Genomic DNA, 25,986 nt, shown 5'->3' with positions numbered 1-25,986 from the left:
CGGCGGGCCGCGGTCCGGGCCGGGCGGTCAGTGCGCGGCGGCGGCCTCGGCGGGGGCTTCCATCAGGATGGTGCGGCGCGGGTTGGCCGTCTGGGCGGGCAGCTCGACGGTGTGCTCCGGCTGGGGCGCCCGCTGCAGATCCTCGGCGTCCGCGAGGTGCGCGAGGGTGGTGCGGCGCGGGTTGGCTATGTTGCGGATGATCATCGTCGTCTTCATCTCTGCTACGGACCCTGTCGGTACGGGCGCGCGGGGGCGCCGGTTGTCGGATTGGCCATCCCTGTAAAGCGCCAGGCTAAACATTCGAATTCCCGGCAAAGGGTTCGAGAGACGACGATCAATGTGTGAGTTTCCTCACGAATCAAGCCACAAAAGGGATATAGCGGTCCGTCAACTGACCATCCAGGAACGGACATTCCAGTACTGAACCTTTCATTCCGCTCCTGATCATCGCGACTGGGACACCCCCCACCCGTAAGCGACTCGTACGCAAACGTCCGCTTTCTCCGTGATCACTTTCTACGTCTCGTGACGCGCTCATCACAATGTGTCACCCAGGTCACAGCCCGGTACGCGGGCCTTGTTGGAGATCCGGCACTGTGCTGGAATTCCACGCACCGCCGCGGGTCACTGACCGGACCGGCGCGCAGGGGCGCAACGCAGCGCCGGTGAGCGGCGGGAGGGGGAGCAGGACAAGCGCCGGTCACTCAGACCACACAGGGGGCGCGCAGTGCCCCCAGATGACGCCGACACCGTCCCATCCGTCTACGCGGGGGGACGCCTGGTCCAGAGGTTGCGACGCTAGTGCAGGGACGTTTCAAGAGGGATGGCAGCGCTGCGGCGGAGCAGGAGCCGCAGGGCGGGACTGGCCCCAGAACAGCCAGTTCCTCGCCCCAGCACGCCCAGAACCCCCGGGGCCCCGAGAACCCGGCCGGCTCGCCGGCCAGTGACGCGAGCGGTCCGACGGCGCGCACCGGCGGGCCTTCCGGCCCCACCGGCGGCGAGGAGCCGAAGGCTGCCCAGAAGCCGACGGGCCCCGTCGACACCGGCTCCCGAATAGCCCTGCGCAACTGGCGCATCTCGACCCGTCTGGTCGCCCTGCTCGCCCTCCCCGTGGTCGCCGCGACCACCCTGGGCGGGCTGCGCATCAACCAGTCGATGAACGACATGCAGCAGCTCGACCACATGCAGCTGCTCACCGACATGACCAAGCAGGCGACCGAGCTCGCCGCCGCGCTCCAGACCGAGCGCGACGACTCGGCGGGCCCGCTCTCCACGCAGACCTCCGACGCCCGCGTCCAGACCGACCGCTCGGCCACCGACCTGGTCAAGAAGTCGTTCATGAGCGCGACCCAGGCCGTCAGCGGCACGGAGAACGACGCCGCGCTGGAATCGATCCGGCGCAACGTCACCAACATCGCGATCCAGCTCCAGGACCTGGAGAACATCCGCCGGACCGCGTACAAGGACGGCTCCACCAACTCCCAGACGGTCGAGTCCTACAGCCGTCTCATCCGCGGCCTGCTCAGCCTCTCCCAGGACATGGCGCAGGCCACCTCCAACCCGGAGATGATCAAGCGGACCCGTGCGCTTGCGGCCTTCTCCTCCGCCAAGGAGTACGCCTCGGTCCAGCGCGCGATCATCGCCGCCGCGCTGCCGGCCACGAAGGACAAGCCCGGCAACCTCCTGGAGCCCGACCGCCTCTACGCCAAGGCCGCGCAGGACGGCGAGCGCCAGGACCTCGCCTCGTTCCAGAACGTGTACGAGGCCAACGGCGGCAACTCCACCGAGCTGATGGCCCCGCTCGACAAGGGCAACTCGGAGATCACCGCCGCCAACGCGTACTCACAGCGCGTGCTCAAGAACACCGGCGGCATCAACCAGGAGCAGCGGCGCTCGTACCTCGACTGGTACGACCAGGACTCCAACAAGATCAACCAGATGAAGACCATCGAGCAGACCCTGCTCGGCGAGATGGAGCAGAAGGCGCGCGATCTGCGCGACTCCTCGCAGCAGGACGCGATCCTCAACGGTGCGCTGATCCTCATCGTCCTCGGCGTCTCGCTGGTCGGCGCCTTCGTCGTGTCCCGCTCCATGATCCGCTCGCTGCGGCGCCTGCAGGACACCGCGACCCGGGTCGCCCAGGACCGCCTGCCCGAGCTCGTCAAGCAGCTCTCGGAGTCGGACCCGCAGGACGTCGACACCTCGGTGGAGTCGGTCGGCGTGCACTCCCGGGACGAGATCGGCCAGGTGGCCGCGGCCTTCGACGACGTACACCGCGAGGCCGTACGACTCGCCGCCGAGCAGGCGCTGCTGCGAGGAAACGTCAACGCGATGTTCACCAACCTCTCGCGCCGCTCGCAGGGTCTGATCCAGCGTCAGCTCTCGCTCATCTCCGAGCTGGAGTCCCGCGAGGCCGACCCGGACCAGCTGTCCTCGCTGTTCAAGCTCGACCACCTCGCGACCCGCATGCGCCGTAACGGTGAGAACCTCCTCGTCCTCGCCGGTGAGGAGCCCGGCCGCCGCTGGACCCGCCCGGTCCCGCTGGTCGACGTGCTCCGCGCCGCCGCCTCCGAGGTGGAGCAGTACGAGCGCATCGAACTGGCCGCCGTGCCCGCGACCGAGGTCGCCGGACGCGTGGTCAACGACCTCGTGCACCTCCTCGCCGAGCTCCTGGAGAACGCGACCTCGTTCTCCTCGCCGCAGACCAAGGTCCGCGTCACCGGTCACGCGCTGCCCGACGGCCGCGTGCTGGTCGAGATCCACGACACCGGCATCGGCCTCTCCCCCGAGGACCTCGCCGCGATCAACGAGCGGCTCGCGTCGCCGCCCACCGTGGACGTCTCGGTCTCGCGCCGCATGGGTCTGTTCGTGGTCGGCCGCCTGTCCCTGCGACACGGCATCCGCATCCAGCTGCGCCCCTCCGACTCCGGCGGTACGACAGCGCTCGTCATGCTGCCCGTCGATGTCGCCCAGGGCGGCAAGAAGGTGCCCAGCAAGGCGGGTGTCCAGCAGCCGCAGGTCCCGGCCGGCCAGGGCGGCCGTCCCGGTCTCGCGGGCGGTCCGCCCTCGCGTGCCGGGCTCGCCGCGGGCCCGCTCGGCGGCGGCCCGGGTGCCCCCGGCGGCCGGCTCGCCGCGGGTGCTCCGCGCGGCCAGGTCACCGGTGGTACGGGACCGCGCGCCGCGCTGCCGCCCCGCAGCGGCGGCCCGCAGCAGGGCCAGCCGGGCCAGCAGCAAGGACCGCAGCAGGGCCAGCAGTCCGCCTTCGGCGGCAACCCGGCCGCTCCCCCGGCCGCGCCGCGCCGCGGCGACCGTCCGATCACCCCGCCGCCCGGCGCCCCGCGCGCCGAGCTGCCCGGCGGCAACCCGCAGCAGCCCGCCCGGCCGCAGGCCGCGAGCTGGGGCAACGACCGGCCCGCGGGGCCGGGTTCGGCGCTTGACGCGCCGCGCGGCCACGAGGAGCCGGAGCAGCACACCGGCCAGTACCCGCGTCCCGCGCTCGACGACCGCCAGGGTCCGGGCTCGACCGCCGAGTTCGCCCGCCCCGACTTCGACGGTCCCCCGCCGGGCACCGGCCAGGACCAGTCCGCGACGACCGGCCCGTTCGTACGCCCCGACGTGTTCGGCGCGCCGGCCGCGCAGGACCCCTCGGCGACCGGGCAGTTCGAGCGCCCGGGTGCCTACAACGGGTACGGCGACCAGTCCTCGAACACCGGCCAGTTCGCGCGTCCCGGCCAAGACCCGTCCAACACCGGCCAGTTCGCGCGTCCCGGCCAGGACCCGTCCAGCACCGGCCAGTTCCCCCGGCCCGGCCAGGGTGGCGACACCGGTCAGTACGGGCGCCCCGCCGCCGATGAGCTCCAGGGCCCCGCGGCTACCTCCGAGTTCGCCCGCCCGGACTTCAACGCGCCCCGGCCGCCCGCGCCGCAGCAGTACCAGCAGCAGGCGCCCCAGCAGGGCCAGGACTTCGGTCCGGGCGCCCCGCGTCAGCGCGACGACTTCGGTGCCCCGCGCCGGCCCGCCGCGAGCCTGCCGGCGCAGCCGCAGCACGAGGCGCTGCCGCCGGCCGGTGCCGGTGACGGGCGCACCCCGCTGTACGACACGCTGGAGACCAACTGGTTCCAGCAGCAGGGCCAGCAGGGCGCTCAGCCTCCGCAGCAGGGCGCACCGCAGGCGCCCCAGGCTCCGCAGCAGCGGGCCCCGCAGGGCAGGACGGCCGAGCCGCGGCAGCAGCCCGCCGAGCGCCGCCCGGTCCGCGAGAGCGGCGCCGCGAACGGCTCGGACGGCTCTGGCGGCACCGGTGCCTGGCGCAGTTCGCCGAACGACGATCTGGTCCGCCAGGCCGAGCGGGCCCGCAAGCCCGCCGCCGGCGGTGTCACCACGTCCGGACTGCCCAAGCGGGTCCCGCGCGCCAACCTGGTGCCGGGCACCGCACAGCAGCAGAACCACCAGGCAGGACCCCAGGTCTCCCGGGCGCCGGACGACGTCCGCGGCCGGCTGACCAATCTCCGCCGGGGCATCCAGCAGGGCCGGCAGGCCGGCAACGGCTCAACCGGCAGCTTCCACGTGGACCCCACTCACCAGCAGGAGCGTTAGTTGAGTCCGATGAGCCAGGCGGCACAGAACCTGAACTGGTTGATCACCAACTTTGTGGACAACACCCCAGGGGTGTCCCACACGGTGGTGGTCTCCGCCGACGGCCTGCTCCTCGCCATGTCCGAAGGCTTCCCGCGCGACCGCGCCGACCAGCTGGCCGCCGTGGCGTCCGGGCTGACCTCGCTGACCGCTGGAGCCTCCCGGATCTTCGAGGGCGGCAGCGTCGCCCAGACCGTGGTGGAGATGGAGCGCGGCTTCCTCTTCCTGATGTCCGTGTCCGACGGTTCCTCCCTGGCCGTGCTCGCGCACCCGGAGTGCGACATCGGCCTGGTGGGCTACGAGATGGCCCTCCTGGTCGACCGAGCGGGCAGCGTCCTGACTCCGGACCTGCGCGCCGAGCTCCAGGGCAGCCTGCTCCACTGACCGCCAACCCCCGGCCGAGCCGCTCGCGAGGCCGGGGTCGGGAGCCCGAAGCGCCGCCCCCTCCGGCGCGGACCGGCCCCGCACGACGCAGATACCCGTCCCGGCCGCACCCCTGCCCCCCACCGGCCCTGTCAGACGGCTCGCAGATGCCTTGCTGTCGCCGCCCGGAGGAACCAATGACCCCGCCACCCGCCTCACACGATTCGTACGGCGCGCTGCACGACGCGGCGTACGACAGTGAGGGCGACCAGCCGCTGGTCCGTCCGTACGCCATGACCGGCGGCCGGACCAGGCCGCGCTACCAGCTCGCCATCGAGGCGCTGGTCAGCACCACAGCAGACCCGGCGCACCTTGCCACGCTGCTGCCCGAGCACCAGCGGATCTGCCACCTGTGCCGTGAGGTCAAGTCGGTGGCCGAGGTGTCCGCGCTGCTGCAGATGCCGCTCGGTGTCGCCCGGATCCTCGTCGCCGACCTGGCGGAGGCCGGCATGGTGGCGATCCACCAGCCGGGCAATGGAGAGGCCGGCGGCACGCCGGACGTAACGCTGCTCGAGAGGGTGCTCAGTGGACTTCGCAAGCTCTAGCGGCGGTGCTGCCCGCTCCACTACTTCCGCGAAGATCGTGGTGGCGGGCGGTTTCGGCGTGGGCAAGACCACGTTCGTCGGCGCGGTCTCGGAGATCAACCCGCTGCGCACCGAGGCCGTCATGACCTCGGCCTCCGCCGGCATCGACGATCTCACCCACACCGGGGACAAGACCACCACGACCGTGGCCATGGACTTCGGCCGCATCACGCTCGACCAGGACCTGATCCTGTACCTCTTCGGTACGCCCGGCCAGGACCGCTTCTGGTTCATGTGGGACGACCTCGTACGCGGCGCCATCGGCGCCGTCGTCCTGGTCGACACCCGCCGCCTCGCCGACTGCTTCCCCGCCGTCGACTACTTCGAGAACAGCGGCCTCCCCTTCGTCATCGCACTCAACGGCTTCGACGGACACCAGCCCTACACCCCCGACGAAGTCCGCGAAGCACTCCAGATCGGTCCGGACGCTCCGATCATCGTCACCGATGCCCGGCATCGGGCGGACGCGAAGAGCGCGCTGATCACACTGGTCGAGCATGCACTGATGGCCCGCCTCAAGTAGGTAGTCGCCTACGGCAGTTGTTGTAGAGGAATTGGGGGCGGACTGTGTCCTTTGACACGATCCGCCCCTGTGTTCATAACGTTTCGACAGAGAATTCCCGTGTCACCGCAACCCGCCGCGTTCATTCGGTGTCGCTGCGCACACAACAGCCCCGTCATTTGGCGGGGCTCGCTCTTTATGCCCGTTTTATCTGAGGCCTTGGCCACTCGGAACCTGAGATTCCACACGTTTGGATGGCAGCCGTCTCGCGTGCTGGAATTCGGCGAACTCCCGAGTAGTACGGCTCTGAAACACAAAGCGGCACACACCATCGAGGTGCCGGCTCCGAGAGGTTGTTGGTCGAGTGAAGCGAAGCAAGACGAGCTCCGCGACGCAGCAGGCGCGGGGCAACTTCACCCCGCCGCAGCGCACGCCGGTGGCGCCCGCGCCCCAGACCTCCTCTGCCCCGGATCCCGGCAAGGACGCCCCGGGCAGCAGCAGCCGCTTCTCGCCGCGCAACTGGCGGGTGGCCACCAGGCTGAACGCGATCCTCCTCATCCCCGTACTGGTCGGCCTCGTCATGGGCGGCTTCGAGGTGAAGGGGTCCATAGCCACCTGGCGCGACGCCCGGAACGCCGAGAAGGTCGCGACCATCGTGCGCGCCGCCTCCGACTACGGCCAGGCCCTGCTCAACGAGCGCGACCTCACCGCCGAACCCCTGCTGCAGAACAAGCGCGACAGCGACATCATCAGCAAGGCGTACGCCACCTCAGACACCGCCCGCGCCAAGTTCAACGACGCCGTCCAGGGCATGCCGGACACGCCGAGCCTCAAGCGCCGCCTGGCCAAGGTCCGCGACGCCGAGAAGACCCTCGACGACCTGCGCAAGACCGCCTACGTCAAGGGCGTCGAGGCCAAGAACCCGGTGCTCACCGAAGAGGGCTACACCGCGATCCCCCACTACCTGAGCACGTTCTCCAACGAGCTCGGTCTGGGAACCGGCAACATCACCAGCTACGGCCGCATGGTGTACGCGGTCGACCTGGCCAAGTCCGCGGGGTCGCTGCAGCGTTCCATCGGGCTGCACCTCCTGCTCCGGCCGAGCGACGACCCCAAGACCTTCCAGATGCAGGTCAAGGCGTTCAACTCGTACAACTACCTGGAGTTCATCGCTCTTGGCGAGTTCGACGCGGGTGGTACGGACGCCGACAGCCAGCACCTCAAAGACGTCATGACCACCAACGCCGCCAAGGTCGCCCAGGACTTCCCCGGGGCCAAGCAGCAGGCCGACGACGGCCCGCACATCGGTGCCGCCCCGGCGGCCGACGGCTCGATCTACAACGGGATGGCCGCCGCGATCGGCGGGGGCCAGAGCGTCAAGCAGCTCAGGACCGAGGGCATCACCCCCGAGTCCTGGATGGCCGCCGCCACGTCCAAGTTCGACGGGTACAGCCAGGTCGAGAACGAGCTGGTCAGCCGGGCCGTGACCGAGGCCGGCCAGATCGCCGACGACGCCAAGACCACGGCGTACATCAACGGCGCGATCGTCGTCGTCTCGCTGCTCGCCGCCTTCATCCTGGCCGGCATGGTGGCCCGCCAGATGAGCCGCTCGATGCGCCGGCTGCGCAACGCCGCCTTCGACGTGGCCGAGCAGCGCCTGCCGATGCTCGTCGACCAGCTCTCGCGCACCGAGCCGGGCCGGGTCGACACCCGGGTCACGCCGATCCCGATCGACTCCACGGACGAGATCGGCGAGGTGGCCCGCGCCTTCGACCAGGTGCACCGCGAGGCCGTCCGGCTCGCCGCCGAGCAGGCGCTGCTGCGCGGGAACGTCAATGCGATCTTCACCAACCTGTCGCGCCGCAACCAGTCCCTGATCGAGGGCCAGCTGACCCTCATCACCGACCTGGAGAACAACGAGGCCGACCCGGACCAGCTGGAGAGCCTCTTCCGGCTCGACCACCTGGCGACCCGTATGCGCCGCAACGGCGAGAACCTCCTGGTCCTCGCCGGCGAGGAGCCGGGCCGCCGCTGGGACCAGCCGGTCCCGCTGGTCGACGTGCTGCGCGCCGCCTCCTCCGAGGTGGAGTCGTACGAGCGCATCGAGCTGTCCGGTGTTCCGGAGGCCGAGATCCACGGCCGGGCCGTCACCGACCTCGTGCACCTGCTGGCCGAGCTCCTGGAGAACGCCACCACGTTCTCCTCGCCGCAGACCAAGGTCCGCGTCACCGCGACCCGGCTCCCCGACGGCCGCGTGATGGTCGAGATCCACGACAAGGGCATCGGCCTGACCGCCGAGGACTTCGCGGACATCAACCACCGCCTGGCCAACCCGCCGACCGTGGACGCCGCCGTCTCGCAGCGCATGGGCCTGTTCGTGGTCGGCCGGCTCTCCGACCGGCACGGCATCCGCGTGCAGCTGCGCCCCTCGGGCGAGCAGGCCGGCACCACCTCGCTGGTCATGCTCCCGGACGCCATCACCCACGGTGGCGGCGGCGAGAGCGCCCCGCTCGGCGACGACTTCACGGTCTCCTCGATCATCCCCGAGCAGCGCCAGCAGCAGTCGTACGAGCCCGTCCCCGCCCCGATCCGTACGGCGGCCGAGCTCGGCTTCGACGACTCCCGGTACGAGAGCGGCGAGCAGCTCGACCCGCGTGAACTCGACCCGGTCAACCGCTCGTTGATGCGCGAGGAGCGCCGCGCGGCCCTGGAGGCCCAGGCGCAGGGCGGCGAACGCCCGCTGTTCCGCGACGAGATCGAGCCCCAGCAGACCCCGTCGTACGACGACTCGTACGACAACCAGCAGCAGTACGCCCAGGAGCAGCCCTACGGCACCGGGTACGAGCCCCAGCAGCAGAACGGCTACGACGGCTCGTACCAGAACCAGCAGTACGCTCCCGAGCACACCGGCGGCTACGCGCAGGACTCCTACGCGCCTCAGGGCGACTACCGGGAACCTGCCTATCCGGAAGGCTCCTACCAGCAGCCCACGGCCGACCAGAGCGCCTATGAGGCCCCGTACGCCGCCCAGGCGCCGCAAGGCGACTGGCAGCAGGAGAACGGCTACCAGGAGCCGTACGCGGCCCCCTTCCAGCCGGAAGCGGAATCCGCGGCGGACACCCGGGGCGGTCCCGAGGGGGCCGCGGAGCGCGTAGGCTTCGACCGTCCGGGCCCCGGCCCGACCGCCGCCCACAAGCTGACCGACGCCGGTCTGCCGAGGCGCGGCAGCCAGCAGAGCTGGCCGGCCGAGCCCGAGCAGGAGCAGGCCGAGAAGCCGGACGGACCGGCGGGCAACTGGCGCTCGACCAACGACGAGCGCTGGACGCGGGCCGAGAAGCTCCGCGAGCCGAAGGCCGGCGGGGTCACTCCCTCCGGTCTCCCCCGGCGGGTGCCCAAGGCCAATCTGGTCGAGGGCACGGCCGAGCAGACCCCGCAGGGCGGCCCTCAGGTCTCCCGCGCTCCGGAGGACGTGCGCGGCAGGTTGAGCAACCTGCGCCGCGGTGTCCAGCAGGGCCGTAACGCGGGGTCGGACACAAGTAACACCTACAACCAGGAGCGTTAGTGTGAGCCCGATGAGCCAGGCGGCGCAGAATCTGAACTGGTTGATCACCAACTTCGTGGACAACACCCCCGGGGTGTCCCACACGGTGGTGGTCTCCGCCGACGGACTCCTGCTGGCGATGTCCGAAGGCTTTCCCCGGGACCGGGCCGATCAGCTGGCGGCCGTGGCCTCCGGTCTGACGTCCCTCACGGCGGGTGCCTCCCGGATCTTCGAGGGCGGTGCCGTCAACCAGACGGTGGTGGAGATGGAGCGCGGCTTCCTCTTCATCATGTCGGTCTCCGACGGTTCCTCCCTCGCCGTTCTCTCCCACCCGGAGGCCGATATCGGCCTGGTGGGTTACGAGATGGCCCTCCTCGTGGACCGCGCCGGGAGTGTACTGACTCCCGATCTGCGCGCGGAACTCCAGGGAAGCCTGCTCAACTAGTCAATAGTTACCGATCAGTTCTCAATCAGCAGACAGGCAGTGCGTTTCTCGCCACCGCGCCATAAGGTGCGGTGGCGCGGCCCCCACGGGACGGGCGCCGGTAGTCGGAGGAGGAAACGTGACAACACCCCCAGGCGGGCACCCGTACAGCGGTGGACAGCAGTCTCCGGGTGAGCACGGCCAGAACCGCTTCAACTTCCCCTCCGCGCCCGGCAGACAAGGTCAGCGCCAGGGGCAGTACGGGCAACAGCCGTACCAGCAGCCGCACCGTCAGCCGAGCCCGTACGACGAGCCGCCGCAGCCCCGGATCGAAACGGTGCAGCCGAGGCAGACGCCCCAGCCCGCACCGGCGGGCAGCAAGCACAATCCCCTGGTGCGGCCGTACGCCATGACCGGCGGCCGGACCCGGCCGCGCTACCAGCTCGCCATCGAGGCGCTGGTCAGCACCACAGCAGACCCGGCCAGGCTGCAAGGGCAGTTGCCCGAGCACCAGCGGATCTGCCACCTGTGCCGCGAGATCAAGTCGGTCGCCGAGATCTCGGCACTCCTCACCATTCCTCTCGGCGTTGCCCGGATCCTCGTCGCCGACCTGGCGGAGGCCGGACTTGTCGCCATCCACCAGCCCGGCGGCGACGAGTCCGCCGGCGGACAGCCAGACGTGACACTGCTCGAAAGGGTGCTCAGTGGACTTCGCAAGCTCTAGCGGCGGTGCTGCCCGCTCCACTACTTCCGCGAAGATCGTGGTGGCGGGCGGTTTCGGCGTGGGCAAGACCACGTTCGTCGGCGCGGTCTCGGAGATCAATCCCCTGCGTACCGAGGCCGTCATGACGTCCGCGAGCGCGGGCATCGACGACCTCACGCACACGGGCGACAAGACGACCACCACGGTCGCGATGGACTTCGGCCGCATCACGCTCGACCAGGACCTGATCCTGTACCTCTTCGGTACGCCCGGCCAGGACCGCTTCTGGTTCATGTGGGACGACCTCGTACGCGGCGCCATCGGCGCCGTCGTCCTGGTCGACACCCGCCGCCTCGCCGACTGCTTCCCCGCCGTCGACTACTTCGAGAACAGCGGCCTCCCCTTCGTCATCGCACTCAACGGCTTCGACGGACACCAGCCCTACACCCCCGACGAAGTCCGCGAAGCACTCCAGATCGGCCCCGACACCCCGATCCTCACGACGGACGCCCGGCACCGCGCGGACGCCAAGAGCGCGCTCATCACCCTGGTCGAGCACGCACTGATGGCCCGCCTGCGGTAGTCGTCGTACGTACGGGAAAGGCCCCGCACTCCGTCACCGGAGCACGGGGCCTTCGTCATGCGGCTACCGCAGCAACTCGGCCAGTTTCCGGGCGAATTGGGCGGGGTGGGTGGTGACCCCGACGTGGCCGCCGGGGAACTCCGCGAGCTCGGTGCCGTACCGCTCCGCGAGGTGGGCGGCGGGCCGGTGGAGCCGCAGCCCGTACGAGGCCCATCCTGCGGCCGGTACCAACTTGCCCGCCTGCGCGTCGAGTTGGGCCAGATCCGGCACATGCCCGCTGAACTGGCCGAGGATCCGGGCCAGGAAGAACGCCGTATTGCCGTGCACCCGCTGGAACGTCTCGGTCATCGACGGCGACAGCGCGCTGAAGTCCGGCTTTCCCCCGCGCTCCTCGCCGCATCCCGCGCCCAGCTCCGCCATGGCCGCGCCGACGCCCTCGCGATGGAAGGCGGCGACGACGGAGCCGAAGAACGCGTGCTGCTCGGCCGCGTCGGGCAGCAGCCCCACGAGCACCGGCTCGTGCGCGACCACCCGGGCCAGCTGTTCGGGGTGCCTGATCAGCAGCTCCACCGCGACGATCGCGCCCGAGCTGCTGCCGAAGACGTACCCGGGCGCCCCGTCCGGCGCCACCCGCGCGAGCAGCCGGTACGCGTCGTCGGCCTGTACGTCCACCCGCTGGTCCACGTCGGGACCGTCGAGCGGGCTGCGCGAATGGCCGCGCGGATCGTAGGTCACCACCGTGTACCGGTCGGCGAGCGCATCGGCCACCGGCTCGAAGATCCCGGCGTCACCGCCACCGCCCGCTATGAGCAGCAGTACGGGTCCGGTGCCGCGCACCTCGTACCGGAGGGTCGCGCCCGGCACCTTGAGCGTGCCGGTGGTCGGTTCAGCCATCGTTGTTCTCCCCGTTCGTGGGCCAGTGCTCAAGGAGGATGTGCAGCGCCTCGACCCCGCGCTCCCACGACTTCCGCACCTCGCGGGGGTGGCCGAAGCCGCCCGCCGCTTCGAGGCTGATGTAGCCGTGGAAGGTGCTGCGCAGCAGGCGTACGGCGTCGGTGAGGTCGGGCTCGGCGAGGCCGTAGGCGCGGAGCATCGCGTAGGTGGTGTCCACGGTGCGCGCGAGGACAGTCGAGTCCGCCAGGACCTCCGGGTCGACCCGCAGCTGGGTCGCGGCGTACCGGCCGGGATGGGCCAGCGCGTAGGCACGGTAGGCGTCGGCGAAGGCGATCAGGGCGTCTTTGCCCGCCCGGCCCGCGACGGCCGCCGCGATGGCGTCGATGAACTCGCCCGCCGTGTGCAGCGCGACCCGCTGGCGCAGCTCGCGGAGGTTCTTGACGTGCGAGTACAGGCTCGCGTCCTTGACGCCGAAGCGCCGCGCGAGTGCGGACACGGTGATGTTCTCGAACCCGACCTCGTCGGCCAGCTCGGCCGCCGCCACGGTGAGCCGCTCGGCGCTCAGTCCTGCCCGCACCATCCGCACACCCCCTGAACCAGAAACCTAGTACCTCTAGGTTCAGGCCTAATATACCTAGGCCACAGGCTTTCGGACAGCGAAAAAGGCCCCCGCCGATGTCTCGGCGAGGGCCTTTCACGCGGTGGCTCCGGGAGAGGTCAGACCTGCCAGGAGTGGGGGGCGCGGAAGCCGGGGGCGCGCTCCAGTCGGCGCCAGCCGGCGGTGTTGCGGCCGCGCTTGGGTGCGGGGGCGTCGGCCTGGGCGGCGGCGCGGGCCAGGAGCACCGCGGTGATCGCGGCGAGTTCCTCGGGGGCGGCGTCGCCCTTTTCCACGCGGAGTACGGATTCGGAAGGCGTCGGGGTGTTCACGTCGGTCTCCTCTTACTGAGGGGGGTTGCCGTGCTTGCGGGAGGGCAGGTCGGCGTGTTTGGTGCGGAGCATCGCGAGGGAGGCGATGAGGACCTGGCGGGTTTCGGCGGGGTCGATGACGTCGTCCACCAGTCCGCGTTCGGCGGCGTAGTAGGGGTGCATCAGCTCGGCCTTGTACTCCTTGACCATGCGCGCGCGCATCGCCTCGGGGTCTTCGGCGCCGGCGATCTGGCGGCGGAAGATGACGTTGGCCGCGCCTTCCGCGCCCATCACGGCGATCTCGTTGGTGGGCCAGGCGTAGGTGAGGTCGGCGCCGATGGACTGCGAATCCATGACGATGTACGCGCCGCCGTAGGCCTTGCGCAGGATCAGTGAGATCCGCGGGACGGTGGCGTTGCAGTACGCGTACAGGAGTTTCGCGCCGTGGCGGATGATGCCGCCGTGCTCCTGGTCGACGCCAGGCAGGAAGCCGGGTACGTCCAGCAGGGTGACGATGGGAATGTTGAACGCGTCGCACATCTGTACGAAGCGGGCGGCTTTCTCGGAGGCCTGGATGTCCAGGACCCCGGCCAGGGACTGCGGCTGGTTCGCCACTATCCCCACCACCTGCCCGTCCAGGCGGGCCAGCGCGCAGATGATGTTGCGGGCCCACCGTTCGTGGACCTCCAGGAAATCGCCGTCGTCGACGAGCTCCTCGATCACCTTGTGCATGTCGTACGGGCGGTTGCCGTCGGCGGGGACCAGGTCCAGGAGGACCTCGGAGCGGCGGTCGGCGGGATCGCCGCCGGGGTGGACGGGAGGGTTCTCCCGGTTGTTCGACGGCAGCATCGAGATCAGATAGCGGACCTCCGCCAGGCAGGTCTCCTCGTCGTCGTACGCGAAGTGCGCGACGCCCGAGGTCTCGGCGTGCACATCCGCGCCGCCCAGACCGTTCTGGGAGATCTCCTCACCGGTCACCGCACGCACCACGTCCGGCCCGGTGATGAACATCTGCGACGTCTCCCGCACCATGAACACGAAGTCCGTGAGCGCCGGCGAGTAGGCGGCGCCACCCGCGCACGGACCCAGCATCACCGAGATCTGCGGGATCACACCCGACGCCCTGGTGTTGCGCTGGAAGATCCCGCCATACCCCGCGAGCGCCGAGACACCCTCCTGGATACGCGCGCCCGCACCGTCGTTCAGCGACACCAGCGGCGCACCCGCCGCAATCGCCATGTCCATGATCTTGTGAATCTTCGTCGCGTGCGCCTCACCCAGCGCGCCGCCGAAGATCCGGAAGTCATGCGCGTACACGAAGACCGTCCGGCCCTCCACCGTGCCCCACCCGGTGATCACACCGTCCGTGTACGGCCTCTTCGCCTCCAGGCCGAAACCCGACGCCCGGTGCCGCCGCAGCTGCTCCACCTCATGGAACGACTCCGGATCGAGCAACAGCTCAACACGCTCACGCGCGGTCAGCTTGCCCTTCGCGTGCTGCGCCTCGGTCGCACGGTCACTCGGCCCGCGCCGGGCCTCCTCGCGCAGGGCGAGCAGCTCGGCCACGCGTCCACGGGTGTCGCTCGGCTCGCCCGGGGTTTCGTCCACAACGGTCATGTACCGACCCTACGAAAGCGACCAAGGATTTCCTCCGTCGACTCCGAACAGTCTCCGGACCGCTTTCCTAGTGAGGGATGACAGTAGACCTGCGCCGAGCGGCCGACTCGACAGCGCCAGGGGGCCGAGATCTGTAGGGTCCCGACAACGGCCCCGGGCGGGGTTTCCGCGTCAGCCGAGCACGACCTCGGTCCGCACCGTGCCGCAGAAGGTGTCCGGAGTGATGCGCAGCCGCAGCGAGCGGCTGGTGGCGAGCACCTCGATCCTCGGGTCCCGCGCGGCCACCGAGCGTACCGGCCGGTCCCAGGTGAGCTCGATGGGAGTCCCGGTGCGCTCGGGCGCGGCGACGAAGAGGGTGGCCGTGTGCGCCGCAGTGCGGACCAGAACACTCGCGGGGCCGTCCACCGCCAGGTCGCCCGCCGTGCCCGCCGTCCAGAAGTTCGCGGCGAGCAGACCGAGCCGGTGGGCCGAAATGGCCTGCGCGAAGGGCGAGTTGGCGAGGATGCGCACGCGGTCGCGGTCGGCGGCGCGTCCCGCGGTCTCCTGCTGCCGGGCCCCGGGCAGCAGGACGTACGCGTACGAGGCGTCGACGGGATCGGTGCCGTGGTCGGACCAGAGGGTGAGGTAGCGGCGGGTCACCGGGTCGCTGGTGCCGCCGGTGTTGATGGCCTTCCAGGTGCCGGTGCGCTCCTCGCGCAGCGCCTGCACGGCGGCGCCGTCGGGGAAGACATAGCCGCCGTGACCCGCGAGGTGCACCCAGTGGGCCCGCGGGAAGGTGTCGTGGCGGCCGAGGGTGGCGGGCAGCCGGCGGCCGTCGACGGTGAGGGCGTTGGTTCCGGTGGCGCCGAGGTTGCGGTGGTCCACGACCGACTCGACGGGGACGCCGTCGGTGGCGGTGATCCCGGCGCCGAGGCACACGATCTCGTCGCCCGCGAAGAACCACGACTTGCGGGCGGTGAGGGTGGCGGACAGCCCCTTGAGGTGCTGGCCGACGGCCGCGTACGTACCGTCGGTGGCGCCGCCGACCCATTTCACGGCGGGCCTGGCCGCGCCCCAGGCGCCGCCCTCGCCGTCCGCGAGCGGCTTGCGCGAGACGGTGGTGCCGGGCATGCGGTACGGGTCCGCGGTGGGCCAGAAGCCGTCGCTGTACTGGTCCTGGGCGAAGCCGTCGCCCCACCAGGCGAGCATGCCGGAGCCGGTGTGCCAGCCGCGCAGGTTCTCGCCGTTGCCGTTCTCGTAGTACGCGATCCGTTCCGAGGCCATGCTCAGCGAGGCCGCGAAGCGGGTGCCGCGGTGCACCGCGCGGTCCATGGCGGGGAACAGCCGGTGGCCGGTGGGGGCGGGCGCCGCGGCGGGCGCGGCGTCCACGGCAGCCCGCAGCAGGGCGAGGCCGGCGACGGAGAGCCGCTGATCGGCGAGGACGGGCGGGGCCTGGGTCCGGGCGGCCCAGCCCTTGATCAGTGCGCGCCAGCGGTCGCGCTCGGCGGGCGACGCACTGAGGGCCAGCATGGCGATGTGGGCCATGACGGTGCGGCCCGTGAGCTGGTCGTCGGTGGTCTGGCGGGAGACCGCGCGGCCGTTGACGCAGTCCATCATCAGGCCGTTGTGGATGAGGGGTGCGTAGCTCCGCTCGACCGAGTCGAGGATGATCTGCCGGTTCGGATCGGTGACCGCCCAGCTGGACCCGGCGAGCAGGGCGAAGAGCCGGGCCAGGCCGTCGATCTGGACCTCGCCGTACGAACCGGTGTAGGCGATCCAGGTGTGCTGGACGAAGGACCCGTCGGCGTGCAGCCCGTCGCCCGAGGTGACGTACGGGAAGACCGGCGACAGGGCGTCCCGGGCCAGCGCGATCTTCGCGGCGTTCCTGCCGAGCACACCGCGCGTGGCGAGCACCCGGCACAGGTCGGTGCGGTTGGCCCCGGTGGAGGTGCCGGTGTAACGGGCGACGGCGCTGTCCGGGACGAAGTGGTCGATCGCGGCGGTGTAGTGGGCGATCTGCTCGGCGGTGAGGGTGTCGTGGGCGATGACGGCAGTGTCAAGGAGCAGCCGGGAGCTGCCGATCTGCCAGTCCCACCAGTTGCCGAAGGTCTTGGTGTGCTCGTTGTAGATCTGGGTGTAGAGGTGGTCCAGACCCCTGCCGACGGCGGCGATCAGGGCGGGGTCGCCGGTTGAGCCGGTGCCGGGCTGCGCCCAGGCCTGCGCCATGGTGTTGAGCCGGCCGTAGCTGCCGCTCATGTTGGCGGAGCCGGTGGCCGGGGTGGTCAGCGGCTGGTCGGGCCAGAGCGAGCCGGTCACGGGCCGCATGGCGGTGAGTGCGGTGCGGGCCGAAGTGCCAAGCGCTGCCAGCTTGGTGGCGTACGGCTCGGCGGTCGCGTCGAAGCCGGTGCCGAGAGTGAGGTCGCGCCATCTCAGCCGCAGGGTGTCGAACTCGTCGCCGGTGGCGGCCGGTTGGGCCAGCGCGGCGCGCGCGGCGGGCAGCGTCAGGCCGAGCGCGACGGCGGCGGCGCCGGTTGTGGACGCGGCGAGGAAGGTGCGGCGTGAACGGCCCTGGGCGGATGACATGGACGGAACCTCCGGAGCGGAAACGAGGCGGGAGGAGCTCGGGGTGGCGCTGGATGGCACGGGGGAGCACGGAACGCGGGTTGGGTGAGGCGCGATTGAGCGGTTTCTCTCATGACTTCGAAAGAACGCGCAAGAGTTCGCACATTCATCAGGGAAATTGATCGTTCGGTCAGAACCGTGCACAAACGATCTAGCGAGGGTTACGCTCCTGGTCAGCGATTGACGACGGTCGACCGGAGAGGCGGAATCACGTGCACGCCGAGGACAGGCACCAGGCGATACTGCGGCGGCTGCGGGAGCGCGGCTCGCTGCGAGTGACCGACTTCGCCGAGGAGTTGAAGGTGTCCGCGGTGACCGTGCGCCGGGACGTGGAGGCGCTCGCCGAGCGCGGTCTGGTGGCGCGGGTGCACGGCGGCGCGCTGCTGCCCGATGCCGCGGCGGCATCGGCCGCCCCCGCGTTCCAGCCGCCCGGCGGGCCCGGCCCGGACCTTGTCTTCGGCCTCGTCGTGCCCGCGGCCGACTACTACTACCCCGAGGTCATCAAGGGTGCCAGGGAGGCCGCCGCGGCCCGGGGCATCCGGCTCGTCCTCGGCATCTCGCAGTACCGCCCCGACGAGGAGCAGGCGCAGGTGCGCCAGTTGCTCGCCCACGGGATCGACGGGCTGCTCATCGCGCCGTGCAGCCCGGTCGGCGACCAGGACTGGCTGGCGGCGCTGGGCGTGCCGTTCGCCCTGGTGGAGCGGCGTTCCGGGGACGATGTCCCGGGTGCCGAGCGGGTGGTCACCGACCACGCGTACGGCGCCCGCCTCGCCGTACGCCATCTCGCGCGGGCGGGCCGCGAGCGGATCGGGCTCCTGCTGCGCGCGGACAGCCCGCACGGCGCGCTGGTCCTGGAGGGCTACCTCGGCGGGCTCGCCTCCCTCGCGCTCCCGGCGCCCGGGGAACTCCGCTTCACGATCACCGCCCCCGAGACCGATCCAGCCCGGCGGGACGCCCAACTGGACGAGTTCACCGGGGCGGTGGCCGCGGGGCGGCTCGACGCGGTGCTGGTCCACAACGACCACGATGCGATCGTGCTGCTTCCGCGGCTGCGGGCACGGGGGCTCTCCGTGCCGGGCGACCTCGCGATCGTGGCGTACGACGACGAGGTCGCGGCGCTGGCCGACATTCCGCTCACCGCGGTGGCGCCGCCGAAGCGGGCCGTGGGGGTGGCGGCGGTGGACCTCCTGGCCCTCCGCATCGGTGACCCCGCGCGGCCCAGACACCATCTGTCGATCCTGCCGGAGCTGAAGGTACGGTCATCGAGCAGCTGACCGGGGTGCCCTCCGGGGGCTCCGCCCCCGAACCCCCGTTCCTCAAACGCCGGAGGGGCTTGATTTGCTAGGGGCGCAGCCCCCAGCAAAGGCGGCCCCGGGTCAGCGACGCACCCCCCACTCCACACTCCCCCGCAGTCCCGCTGCGATCGCAGGGTCGCGGACCGAGGGCGTCCGGTCGGCCACCCTCACCGTCAGGCGGTGGTCGCCGCGGCCGAGGCCCAACCCCCTCACCGGCACGGCCGTACGGCCCGCGTACCGCTTGAGCTCCTTGCCGTCCAGGTACCAGCGGACATCCAGCTGCCGCGCACCGGCAAGCCGCGGCACCGTCACCTTCGCGGTGTCGTAGGACCGCAGCGTACGAGTGGTCGGAGTGCCGGCGGTGGCGATCGACGCGTGGCGGTAGAAGCCCGCGATCATGGCCTCCACCCCGGGCAAGTTGAACGGCTTGCCCAGGACCCGCATGATCGAGGCGTCGGTGGGCCGGTACAGGCCGGTGACGTAGTAGCCGCCGCCTTCGTACGCGCCGACCGTCCCCCCGTCCGGCGAGGTCTCGCCGAGCCAGCGGTACCACTTGGTGCGCTGCGCGGCCATCTGGTCGGCGGGCAGGATCGAGATGTCGGGCTGGACCGCCTCGGGGCCCGAGTAGTGCTCGTAGCCGGGGGTGCCCGGGTAGAAGTACTCGTCGGCCAGCTTGCCGAGCGAGTGGCCGGTCTCGTGGATGGCGACCTGGCCGGACTTGGCGTTGCCCGCCGAGGCGGTGGATATGCCCTCGTAACCGAGCGTCTTGGACGGCTCGTTGTAGCCCGCGCCGCCGTACTTGGCGCTGTTGGCGAGGACGATCACCAGATCGGCCCGGGGCGCCTTCGCCACGTACGAGTCGACCTTGTCCTGGTCGACGCAGAGCAGCCGCTCGACGCCGTCGCACCAGAAGTACGCGCCGAGCGCGGTGTTCTTCACGTCGCCCTTGGCCGGGTCGCCGGAGACGCCGGACTGGGCGGAGACCGCGTCCACCGTCCAGACGTTGAAGAGGTTCTGGTACGTGGTGTACGGCTCGACGCCGGTGACCTCGCCCCACTTCTCCTTGGCGTCGGCGTGGAACTGCGCCAGCTGATCGGCCGTGTAGCCGTCGCCGATGATGACGACGTCCAGGCGGTCGGCGGTCGAGCCGTTGTCGATCATCTTGGTGACCTGGCCGTCGGCCGCGACGGCCGCGGGCGCCGAGAGGTGCGGCGCGGGCTTGCCCTGCCCATTCGACGGTACGAGCGCGTGGCCGGAGCCGGCGAGGGTCTCCCCGGTGCCGGACTCCGGGCCGGGTATCTCGACCTGTACCTGCCGGTGCGGCTGCGGCGGCCCCGGATCGGCCGCGGCCGCGGAGCCGGGTCCGGCGGCGAGCGCGGCCAGGACGGCGGTGGTGGCGAGCGCCGCCGTCACGATGCCTCTGCGCATGGGTGGACGCACGAAGTCCTCCTCCTGTAACGGAAGTTAAGCGATCGGGTAAATGCGTTGAACGGCCTGCTTAAATTAGGGGGCGCACGGGGCGTGCGCAATGGCCCGGGGCCAAGGGGATGCCATGGATGAACCCGCCGTGATCGGCCGCCGAGTTCAGCGACTGCGCGCTCAACTGGGCCTGACCCAGCGCCAGTTGGCCGAGCCCGCCTATACGCCCGCCTATGTCTCGACCCTGGAGTCCGGCAAGGTCCGCCCCTCCGAGGCCGCCCTGCGCCATCTCGCGGAGCGGCTCGGCACGACGTACGAGGAGCTGGCCACCGGGCGCCCGGCCCACCTCGCCACCGAACTCCGGCTCGGCCTGACCGACGCCCAGCGGGCGCTCGCGACCGGCGAGGCCGACGAGGCCGCCGTCCGCTACCGGCAACTGCTCACCGAGGCCGAGCTGCACGGCCTGGACGAGGAGCGGGCCGAGGCGCTGCTCGGCCTCGGCGACTGTGCGCTCGAAACCGGTGAACTCGCCGACGCCATACGGCACTTCGAGGCGTGCGAGCAGATTCTGGCGGCCGAGCCGCTGCCCCGCCGGGCGCGCGCGATCCGGGGCCGGGCCGTCGCGCACATCCTCGCGGGCGAGCTGCGCTACGCCTGCTATCTCCTGGAGTCGACCATCGACGCTCTCGGCATCAGCGGGCTCGCCGACCCGGAGGCGCTCGTCCTGCTGTACGCCGCGGTCATCGGCCCCTATCTGGACATGGGCGCCCAGGCCCGCGCCGCGCGCGCCGCCGAGCTGGCGCTCGCACTGGCCCCGCAGGTCTCGGACCCGGCACTGGTCGCCGGAATGCACCGGCAGGTGGCGCGGACCTTCCTCGCGGAGGGGCGTACCGCCGACGCGGACGCCTCGCTCGCCAAGGCCCAGTCGATCTACCGCCAGCTGCGGCTGCGCACCGACCTCGCGCACTGCCACTGGATGCGCGGCTACGTGTACGCCCAGGAGGGCGAACTGGACGCCGCCGAGCGGGAGTTGAGTACGGCACGGGACATGCTCGCGGCCAAGCGGGCCGCGCTGTTCACCGCGCAGGTCGAGGTGGAGCTGGCGGACGTGCTGCGCCGCCGGGGGCGGCACACGGAGGCGATGGCGCTGCTCACCCCGCTCACCGAGCTCGGCGATCGGCACGGCGCGGTGCACGCGGGCGGGGCGCACCGGCTGCTCGGGCTGATCTGCGAGGAGCGGGGCGAGCCGGAGCCTGCGGAGGAGCACTACGTCACCGCGCTGGGGCTGCTCGAACGGAGCGGGGCGAGCGGTGACGTGGCAGACTTGTGCCGGCTGCTCGGCGACCTCCTGCGCCGCACCGGCCGCATCGAAGCGGCCCTGGACGCCTACCGCACCGGCCTCGGCCACCGCGCCGCACCGGGCACGACGACCCTGGGCCCGGCCCCCATGGCACCCCGCATCTAGCGCACTCCCACTGCCGGAACGACCGCTCGCCACACCACCGGAATCGAAGTTGTTGAAACCCGAACGGAATGGACCTAACCTGAATCTCGTTGAAACTTAAACCGCTCCGGCGCAAGGCCGCAGCGCGTCCCCAAGGAGCAGTCATGGGTCTCTTCGGCCGCAAGAACAGCAGCACCCCCGCTTCCGCCGCCCCCGCCGACGTCGACCCGGCGCTGGCCGCGCTGAGCGGCACGTACACGATCGACCCGGCGCACACCAGGATCGGCTTCGTGGTGCGGCACGCCATGGTCACCAACGTCCGGGGCTCCTTCACCGAGTCCGAGGGGACCCTCACCCTGGACGGCGCGAACCCGGCGAATTCCACCGCCTCCGTCGACATCAAGATCGCCAGCATCGACACCGGCATCGCCGACCGCGACGCCCACCTACGCAGCGCCGACTTCTTCGACGCCGAGCAGTTCCCGGTGATGAGCTTCCGCTCGACCGGGGCGAAGGCGCTCGGCGGCGACACGTACCAGCTCACCGGAGACCTGACGATCAAGGACGTGACCAGGCCGCTCGCCATCGACGTGGAGTTCAACGGCACGGCCACCGACCCCTACGGCAACCAGCGCATCGGCTTCGAGGGCGGCACCGAGATCGTGCGCTCGGACTGGGGCCTGACCTGGAACACGGCCCTGGAAACCGGTGGCTTCCTGGTCGGCGACAAGGTGAAGCTGACCCTCGACATCTCCGCGATCAAGGCGGCGTGACACCTGGCCCGCGTCCCCGCCGAAACGGCACGGCCCGCCGGAGCCCCGCACCCCGGCCGGCCACGCCGTAGCGCTCAGTTACCCGCTCAGTTACCCGTCAGTGCGAAGCCCGCGAGGGCTACGGCGACCATGGCGAGGACCAGCGCGGCGGCCGCCTTCTCGCGGGGTGTGTACGGCGGGACCGGTGGCAGCACGGGGAACGCCCTGTGTGGGGGCGGCCCTGCGGGAGCGGCCGGTGCGCGGTCGCGGGCCCGGTGGCGGGCCGCCCACAGCACCCCGTGGAGCAGCGGGAAGAGCGCCGGGCCGAGCAGTGCGGCGAGGCCTGCCGGTGCCGGGAGGTGCAGGGCGGCCACGGCCAGCAGCCAGCCCGCGAACCAGGCCCAGCAGCCGACCCCGGCGGTCAGCGGGGCCCGCACCAGGAGTCGCAGCGGTGCCCGGCCGGGGCGGGCGAGCGCGCTGAGCGTTTCGGCGAGGACGGCGATCCGGTCATCGGCGGGCCGCGCCTGCGCCTGGCCCCGTGCCTGCTGGGCGGCGCCGATCGGATGGCCGATGACGGCGAGCACGAGGCGTGCGTCGTGCCGCTGCCGACGGCCGGCCGATGTCGCGGTCGTGGTACCGCGTCCGCCCTGGCCGGTGACGGGGATGCTGGTGGCCGCCGCCCGATCGGCGCTCGCCGCCCCACCGGTGGCCGCCGCCCGATCGGTGTCCGTCGCCCCATCGGCGTTCGCCGGTCCCGGCGCGGACGGGTCCGCTCCCGTGGCCGCCGCCGCCTGACCGGCAGCCGCCGCTCGGCGCCGTTCGGGGCTCAACTCCCTTGGCGGGGCGGCGAGTTCAGGGGCGGCTGCCTGATCCACCGCCGCGCGCAGATCCGTGTACGCGGCCAGCAGGACGGGGTCCTCGGGGAAGGTGGCGAGGCCTTCGCGGAGGATGGCCTCGGCCCGGTCGGTGTGCCGCTGGTCGGCCTCGGCGGCGTGCGCGCGGCCGAGCAGGGCGTACAGCCGGGGGTCGGGACCGTCCGTGTACAGCGCGGCCCGCGCGGCCTTGCGGGCCTCGCTGTTGCGGCCCGCCCGCAGCAGCGCCTCCGCATCGGCGCAGACCGATATGACGTCGTCGTGCCCGGCGTGCATGTATCCCCAACCCTGGATGGTCCGGCTCGCAAACTATCGCCCGCTGGAACGGGGCGGGTCAACAGCCGACCGCCGGGCCCGGCCCGGTCACCAGTCGCCGCCGCCGAAGCCTCCCCCGTCGCCGCCGCCACCGTCGCCCCAACCGCCGCCGAAGTCGGAGGAGTTGAAGTCGGCGCCCGACACGTCGCCGCCGTCGAAGCCGGAGCCCGCGTCGTAGGAACCGGCGCCGTAGTCGGCTGCGTACGCCGGGCTGGACAGCATCGAGCCGAGCATCGTGCCCATCAGGAGGCCGGGCAGCATGCCGCCGCCGAAGTAGCCGCCCGCCCAGGGGCCGTACGCCGGGCCCGCGTCGTAGTAGGGGCGGCGGCCCTGGTCGGTGTCGACCTCGCGGACCATCGGGTCCTGGCCGTCGCGCAGCCGGGTCGCGTCGGCCAGGCAGACCGGCACCTGGCGCGGGGCGCCGCCGACCGGGGTCCAGCTGGCGTCCTCGACGGAGGGGCCGTGGCGCGGGTCGAAGAAGCAGGGGGCGCGCCGCTCGGGCAGCGGCTTGTGCTCGCGGCGGGCCGCGAGGGTGGCGAGGGAGAACCGGCCGTCCTCCAGGGCCTGGGTCACGCCCGACACATCGGCGGGCCGCGCGGCCTTCGCCATCAGCGACTTCGCGGTCTCGTACGAGTCAAGGGCGCGCTCGTAGTCGGCGCGCATCGCATCGTCCGCACCGGCCTCGGCCGGGTGGAAGTCGAGCCGGTCGAGTTCCTCGCCGAACGCCGTGATGTCCTCGTCCACGACGACCTGGAGGCGCTGCAGCGCGGCCCGCTCCTCCTCGGCCTTCTTCCTGCGGTTGCGCCGCACCAGGGCGTACCCGCCCGCGCCGCCCGCGACGAGCACCGCGCCCACGCCGACGAGCGCGCCGGTGCTGACCCCGCCGCCGGAGCCCGAGCCGCCGCTCCACGAGGCGGGGGCGTGGCCCTTCATCTGCGGGAGCGCCTTGTCGACGAAGGTGTTGAGCTGGGTCGCGGCGTCGGTGTTGGTACCGGGCGCGCGGACGGCGGTGTTCAGGTTCTGGACGGCCTGCTTCGACATGACCTTGCGGTCGGCGCCGGAGGTGAACGCGTCGCCGAGGCGGATCGCGTACAGGCCGCTGACGCCGGTGTCGGTGCGCAGGATCGGGAGGATGGAGTCCTTGGGGAACGCGGCGCTGTTGGGGAGCACGGCCACGAAGAGCGGCTTGTCCGCGTCCTTGATCTTCTTCGCGAGCGCGTCGGCCTGGGCCGGACTGAGCTGGTTCGCGGCCCCGGGGTCCACGTAGACGGGGCTCTTCTTGAGCTGGTCGGCCACGTCGGACGCGCCGGTGGCGGCCATCGCGGGGGCCGCCACGGCCAGCGCGGCGAGCGCTGCGGCGGCGAGTGCGGAGAAAACCCTGAGCCTCATGGGCCCGACGCTACCTGAGGCCGCCGGGAAACGGACATACAGGATGGAGCAGGAGCGGCGCGCCCCGCTCCATCCTGGACGGATCCACGGACACCCCCTACCGGAGCGGTTTGGCTCCGGCGCGCAGCAGTCCGTAGGTGTACGCGTCCTGGAGGGCTTCCCAGGACGCCGCGATGACGTTGGGGCCCGCGCCGACGGTGGTCCACTCGCCGGTGCCGTCCGTGGTGGTGATCAGGACGCGGGTGGTGGAGGCGGTGCCGTGCTTGCCCTCCAGGGTGCGCACCTTGTAGTCGACCAGCTCGAACTTGGCGACCTGCGGATAGAACCGCTCCAGTCCCTGGAGCAGCGCGGAGTCCATCGCGTTGACCGGGCCGTTGCCCTCGGCGGTGACGATGATCCGCTCGTCGCCGACCCAGAACTTCACGGTGGCGCCGTTGGCGTGGGTGCCGTCCTTGAGGGTCTCGATGATCGCCCGGTACGACTCGATGCGGAAGTAGTTGCGGGGGCCGCCTTCGACTTCGTCACGCAGGAGGAGTTCGAAGGAGGCGTCGGCGGCTTCGTAGGTGTAACCCGCCAGTTCGCGTGCCTTGACGCGTTCCACGACGCGGGCGACGGTGGCGCGGTCATCGCCCAGGTCGACGCCGAGTTCCTTGCCCTTGAGCTCGATGGAGGCCCGCCCGGCCATGTCGGACACCAGCATCCGGATGTGGTTGCCGACCAGACCCGGATCGATGTGCTGGTAGAGGTCGGGGTCGACCTTGATCGCGGAGGCGTGCAGGCCCGCCTTGTGCGCGAACGCCGAGACACCCACATACGGCTGGTGCGTGGACGGCGCCAGGTTGACCACCTCGGCGATCGCGTGCGAGATCCGCGTCATCTCCGCCAGCGCACCCTTGGGCAGCACCCGCTTGCCGTACTTCAACTCCAAAGCCGCCACCACCGGGAACAGGTTCGCGTTGCCGACCCGCTCGCCGTAGCCGTTCGCGGTGCACTGCACATGGGTGGCGCCCGCGTCCACGGCGGCCAGGGTGTTGGCGACCGCGCACCCGGTGTCGTCCTGCGCGTGGATACCCAGCCGCGCACCCGTGTC

21 protein-coding genes are annotated in these 25,986 nt (G+C 71.5%); 11 read left to right on the top strand and 10 right to left on the bottom strand.

Going from position 1 to position 25,986, the window contains the following annotated elements:
* Window positions 1-27: 27 nt before the first annotated feature.
* On the bottom strand, window positions 28-216 hold the full coding sequence (locus ACIBK6_RS35385) for a hypothetical protein (protein WP_399056439.1): 189 nt from the start codon (window positions 214-216) through the stop codon (window positions 28-30).
* A gap of 585 nt (window positions 217-801) precedes the next feature.
* Here ACIBK6_RS35385 and ACIBK6_RS35380 point away from each other — a divergent pair.
* The 8 genes from ACIBK6_RS35380 (at window position 802) to ACIBK6_RS35345 (ending at window position 11,392) form a co-directional block, all read left to right on the top strand.
* Window positions 802-4,593 (top strand): nitrate- and nitrite sensing domain-containing protein, encoded by a 3,792-nt coding sequence (locus tag ACIBK6_RS35380; RefSeq protein ID WP_399056437.1) that lies wholly within the window; start codon window positions 802-804, stop codon window positions 4,591-4,593.
* A gap of 9 nt (window positions 4,594-4,602) precedes the next feature.
* Window positions 4,603-5,016, top strand: a complete 414-nt coding sequence (locus ACIBK6_RS35375; protein WP_100577622.1) for a roadblock/LC7 domain-containing protein — start codon at window positions 4,603-4,605, stop codon at window positions 5,014-5,016.
* A gap of 176 nt (window positions 5,017-5,192) precedes the next feature.
* Window positions 5,193-5,600 (top strand): DUF742 domain-containing protein, encoded by a 408-nt coding sequence (locus ACIBK6_RS35370; protein WP_329462829.1) that lies wholly within the window; start codon window positions 5,193-5,195, stop codon window positions 5,598-5,600.
* Entirely contained in the window at window positions 5,581-6,162 is a 582-nt protein-coding gene (locus ACIBK6_RS35365; protein WP_329462830.1) for an ATP/GTP-binding protein, read from the top strand. Before ACIBK6_RS35370 ends, ACIBK6_RS35365 begins: the two co-directional genes overlap by 20 nt.
* Before the next feature lie 343 nt (window positions 6,163-6,505).
* A complete protein-coding gene (locus ACIBK6_RS35360) occupies window positions 6,506-9,703 on the top strand; it encodes a nitrate- and nitrite sensing domain-containing protein (RefSeq protein WP_399056435.1) in 3,198 nt (1,065 codons plus the stop codon).
* 10 nt (window positions 9,704-9,713) lie between these two features.
* Entirely contained in the window at window positions 9,714-10,127 is a 414-nt protein-coding gene (locus ACIBK6_RS35355) for a roadblock/LC7 domain-containing protein (RefSeq protein WP_162952516.1), read from the top strand.
* Window positions 10,128-10,245: 118 nt separating this feature from the next.
* On the top strand, window positions 10,246-10,830 hold the full coding sequence (locus tag ACIBK6_RS35350; RefSeq protein WP_399056432.1) for a DUF742 domain-containing protein: 585 nt from the start codon (window positions 10,246-10,248) through the stop codon (window positions 10,828-10,830).
* Complete coding sequence (locus tag ACIBK6_RS35345; RefSeq protein WP_014048542.1) at window positions 10,811-11,392, top strand: ATP/GTP-binding protein; 582 nt, start codon at window positions 10,811-10,813, stop codon at window positions 11,390-11,392. Before ACIBK6_RS35350 ends, ACIBK6_RS35345 begins: the two co-directional genes overlap by 20 nt.
* Before the next feature lie 63 nt (window positions 11,393-11,455).
* On the opposite strand, the gene ACIBK6_RS35340 is transcribed toward ACIBK6_RS35345, so the two are convergent.
* From ACIBK6_RS35340 to ACIBK6_RS35320, 5 genes are all read right to left on the bottom strand, one after another.
* A complete protein-coding gene (locus ACIBK6_RS35340) occupies window positions 11,456-12,286 on the bottom strand; it encodes an alpha/beta fold hydrolase (RefSeq protein ID WP_399056430.1) in 831 nt (276 codons plus the stop codon).
* Complete coding sequence (locus ACIBK6_RS35335) at window positions 12,279-12,866, bottom strand: TetR/AcrR family transcriptional regulator (protein WP_399056428.1); 588 nt, start codon at window positions 12,864-12,866, stop codon at window positions 12,279-12,281. The genes ACIBK6_RS35340 and ACIBK6_RS35335 overlap by 8 nt, the downstream gene beginning before the upstream one ends.
* Before the next feature lie 137 nt (window positions 12,867-13,003).
* Window positions 13,004-13,213 (bottom strand): acyl-CoA carboxylase subunit epsilon, encoded by a 210-nt coding sequence (locus ACIBK6_RS35330; RefSeq protein WP_399056426.1) that lies wholly within the window; start codon window positions 13,211-13,213, stop codon window positions 13,004-13,006.
* A gap of 12 nt (window positions 13,214-13,225) precedes the next feature.
* Entirely contained in the window at window positions 13,226-14,809 is a 1,584-nt protein-coding gene (locus ACIBK6_RS35325) for an acyl-CoA carboxylase subunit beta (RefSeq protein ID WP_399056425.1), read from the bottom strand.
* Between the two features lie 171 nt (window positions 14,810-14,980).
* Window positions 14,981-17,371, bottom strand: coding sequence for a polysaccharide lyase 8 family protein (locus ACIBK6_RS35320; protein ID WP_399056424.1), 2,391 nt, complete (start codon window positions 17,369-17,371; stop codon window positions 14,981-14,983).
* Window positions 17,372-17,622: 251 nt separating this feature from the next.
* Between ACIBK6_RS35320 and ACIBK6_RS35315 the strand changes: the two genes are divergently transcribed.
* Window positions 17,623-18,684, top strand: a complete 1,062-nt coding sequence (locus ACIBK6_RS35315) for a substrate-binding domain-containing protein (protein ID WP_399056423.1) — start codon at window positions 17,623-17,625, stop codon at window positions 18,682-18,684.
* Window positions 18,685-18,786: 102 nt separating this feature from the next.
* On the opposite strand, the gene ACIBK6_RS35310 is transcribed toward ACIBK6_RS35315, so the two are convergent.
* Window positions 18,787-20,133, bottom strand: coding sequence for a M64 family metallopeptidase (locus ACIBK6_RS35310; RefSeq protein WP_399056583.1), 1,347 nt, complete (start codon window positions 20,131-20,133; stop codon window positions 18,787-18,789).
* 124 nt (window positions 20,134-20,257) lie between these two features.
* Here ACIBK6_RS35310 and ACIBK6_RS35305 point away from each other — a divergent pair, with 124 nt between their 5' ends.
* Window positions 20,258-21,589 (top strand): helix-turn-helix domain-containing protein, encoded by a 1,332-nt coding sequence (locus ACIBK6_RS35305; RefSeq protein ID WP_399056421.1) that lies wholly within the window; start codon window positions 20,258-20,260, stop codon window positions 21,587-21,589.
* 143 nt (window positions 21,590-21,732) lie between these two features.
* Entirely contained in the window at window positions 21,733-22,341 is a 609-nt protein-coding gene (locus ACIBK6_RS35300) for a YceI family protein (RefSeq protein WP_399056418.1), read from the top strand.
* A gap of 86 nt (window positions 22,342-22,427) precedes the next feature.
* On the opposite strand, the gene ACIBK6_RS35295 is transcribed toward ACIBK6_RS35300, so the two are convergent.
* The 3 genes from ACIBK6_RS35295 to ACIBK6_RS35285 all read right to left on the bottom strand — a co-directional run.
* Window positions 22,428-23,468, bottom strand: a complete 1,041-nt coding sequence (locus ACIBK6_RS35295; RefSeq protein WP_399056416.1) for a hypothetical protein — start codon at window positions 23,466-23,468, stop codon at window positions 22,428-22,430.
* Between the two features lie 87 nt (window positions 23,469-23,555).
* Window positions 23,556-24,896: a hypothetical protein gene (locus ACIBK6_RS35290; protein WP_399056414.1), complete on the bottom strand. Its 1,341-nt coding sequence runs from the start codon at window positions 24,894-24,896 to the stop codon at window positions 23,556-23,558.
* 97 nt (window positions 24,897-24,993) lie between these two features.
* Window positions 24,994-25,986: alpha-isopropylmalate synthase regulatory domain-containing protein (locus tag ACIBK6_RS35285; protein WP_399056412.1), on the bottom strand; the 993-nt coding region annotated here is incomplete at its 5' end.

This window comes from Streptomyces sp. NPDC050485 (assembly GCF_044458185.1).
Lineage (GTDB): Bacteria > Actinomycetota > Actinomycetes > Streptomycetales > Streptomycetaceae > Streptomyces.
The sequence above is the reverse complement of the archived record's forward strand: the minus strand, read 5'-3'. Positions and strand labels throughout refer to the sequence as shown.

What these genes read in the sequence shown, in the direction of transcription:
- ACIBK6_RS35385 (WP_399056439.1), bottom strand. Translation starts at nt 216, where the DNA reads ATGAAGACGACGATGATCATCCGCAACATAGCCAACCCGCGCCGCACC.
- ACIBK6_RS35375 (WP_100577622.1), top strand. Translation starts at nt 4,603, where the DNA reads ATGAGCCAGGCGGCACAGAACCTGAACTGGTTGATCACCAACTTTGTG.
- ACIBK6_RS35370 (WP_329462829.1), top strand. Translation starts at nt 5,193, where the DNA reads ATGACCCCGCCACCCGCCTCACACGATTCGTACGGCGCGCTGCACGAC.
- ACIBK6_RS35355 (WP_162952516.1), top strand. Translation starts at nt 9,714, where the DNA reads ATGAGCCAGGCGGCGCAGAATCTGAACTGGTTGATCACCAACTTCGTG.
- ACIBK6_RS35340 (WP_399056430.1), bottom strand. Translation starts at nt 12,286, where the DNA reads ATGGCTGAACCGACCACCGGCACGCTCAAGGTGCCGGGCGCGACCCTC.
- ACIBK6_RS35335 (WP_399056428.1), bottom strand. Translation starts at nt 12,866, where the DNA reads ATGGTGCGGGCAGGACTGAGCGCCGAGCGGCTCACCGTGGCGGCGGCC.
- ACIBK6_RS35325 (WP_399056425.1), bottom strand. Translation starts at nt 14,809, where the DNA reads ATGACCGTTGTGGACGAAACCCCGGGCGAGCCGAGCGACACCCGTGGA.
- ACIBK6_RS35320 (WP_399056424.1), bottom strand. Translation starts at nt 17,371, where the DNA reads ATGTCATCCGCCCAGGGCCGTTCACGCCGCACCTTCCTCGCCGCGTCC.
- ACIBK6_RS35310 (WP_399056583.1), bottom strand. Translation starts at nt 20,133, where the DNA reads ATGCGCAGAGGCATCGTGACGGCGGCGCTCGCCACCACCGCCGTCCTG.
- ACIBK6_RS35305 (WP_399056421.1), top strand. Translation starts at nt 20,258, where the DNA reads ATGGATGAACCCGCCGTGATCGGCCGCCGAGTTCAGCGACTGCGCGCT.
- ACIBK6_RS35300 (WP_399056418.1), top strand. Translation starts at nt 21,733, where the DNA reads ATGGGTCTCTTCGGCCGCAAGAACAGCAGCACCCCCGCTTCCGCCGCC.
- ACIBK6_RS35295 (WP_399056416.1), bottom strand. Translation starts at nt 23,468, where the DNA reads ATGCACGCCGGGCACGACGACGTCATATCGGTCTGCGCCGATGCGGAG.
- ACIBK6_RS35290 (WP_399056414.1), bottom strand. Translation starts at nt 24,896, where the DNA reads ATGAGGCTCAGGGTTTTCTCCGCACTCGCCGCCGCAGCGCTCGCCGCG.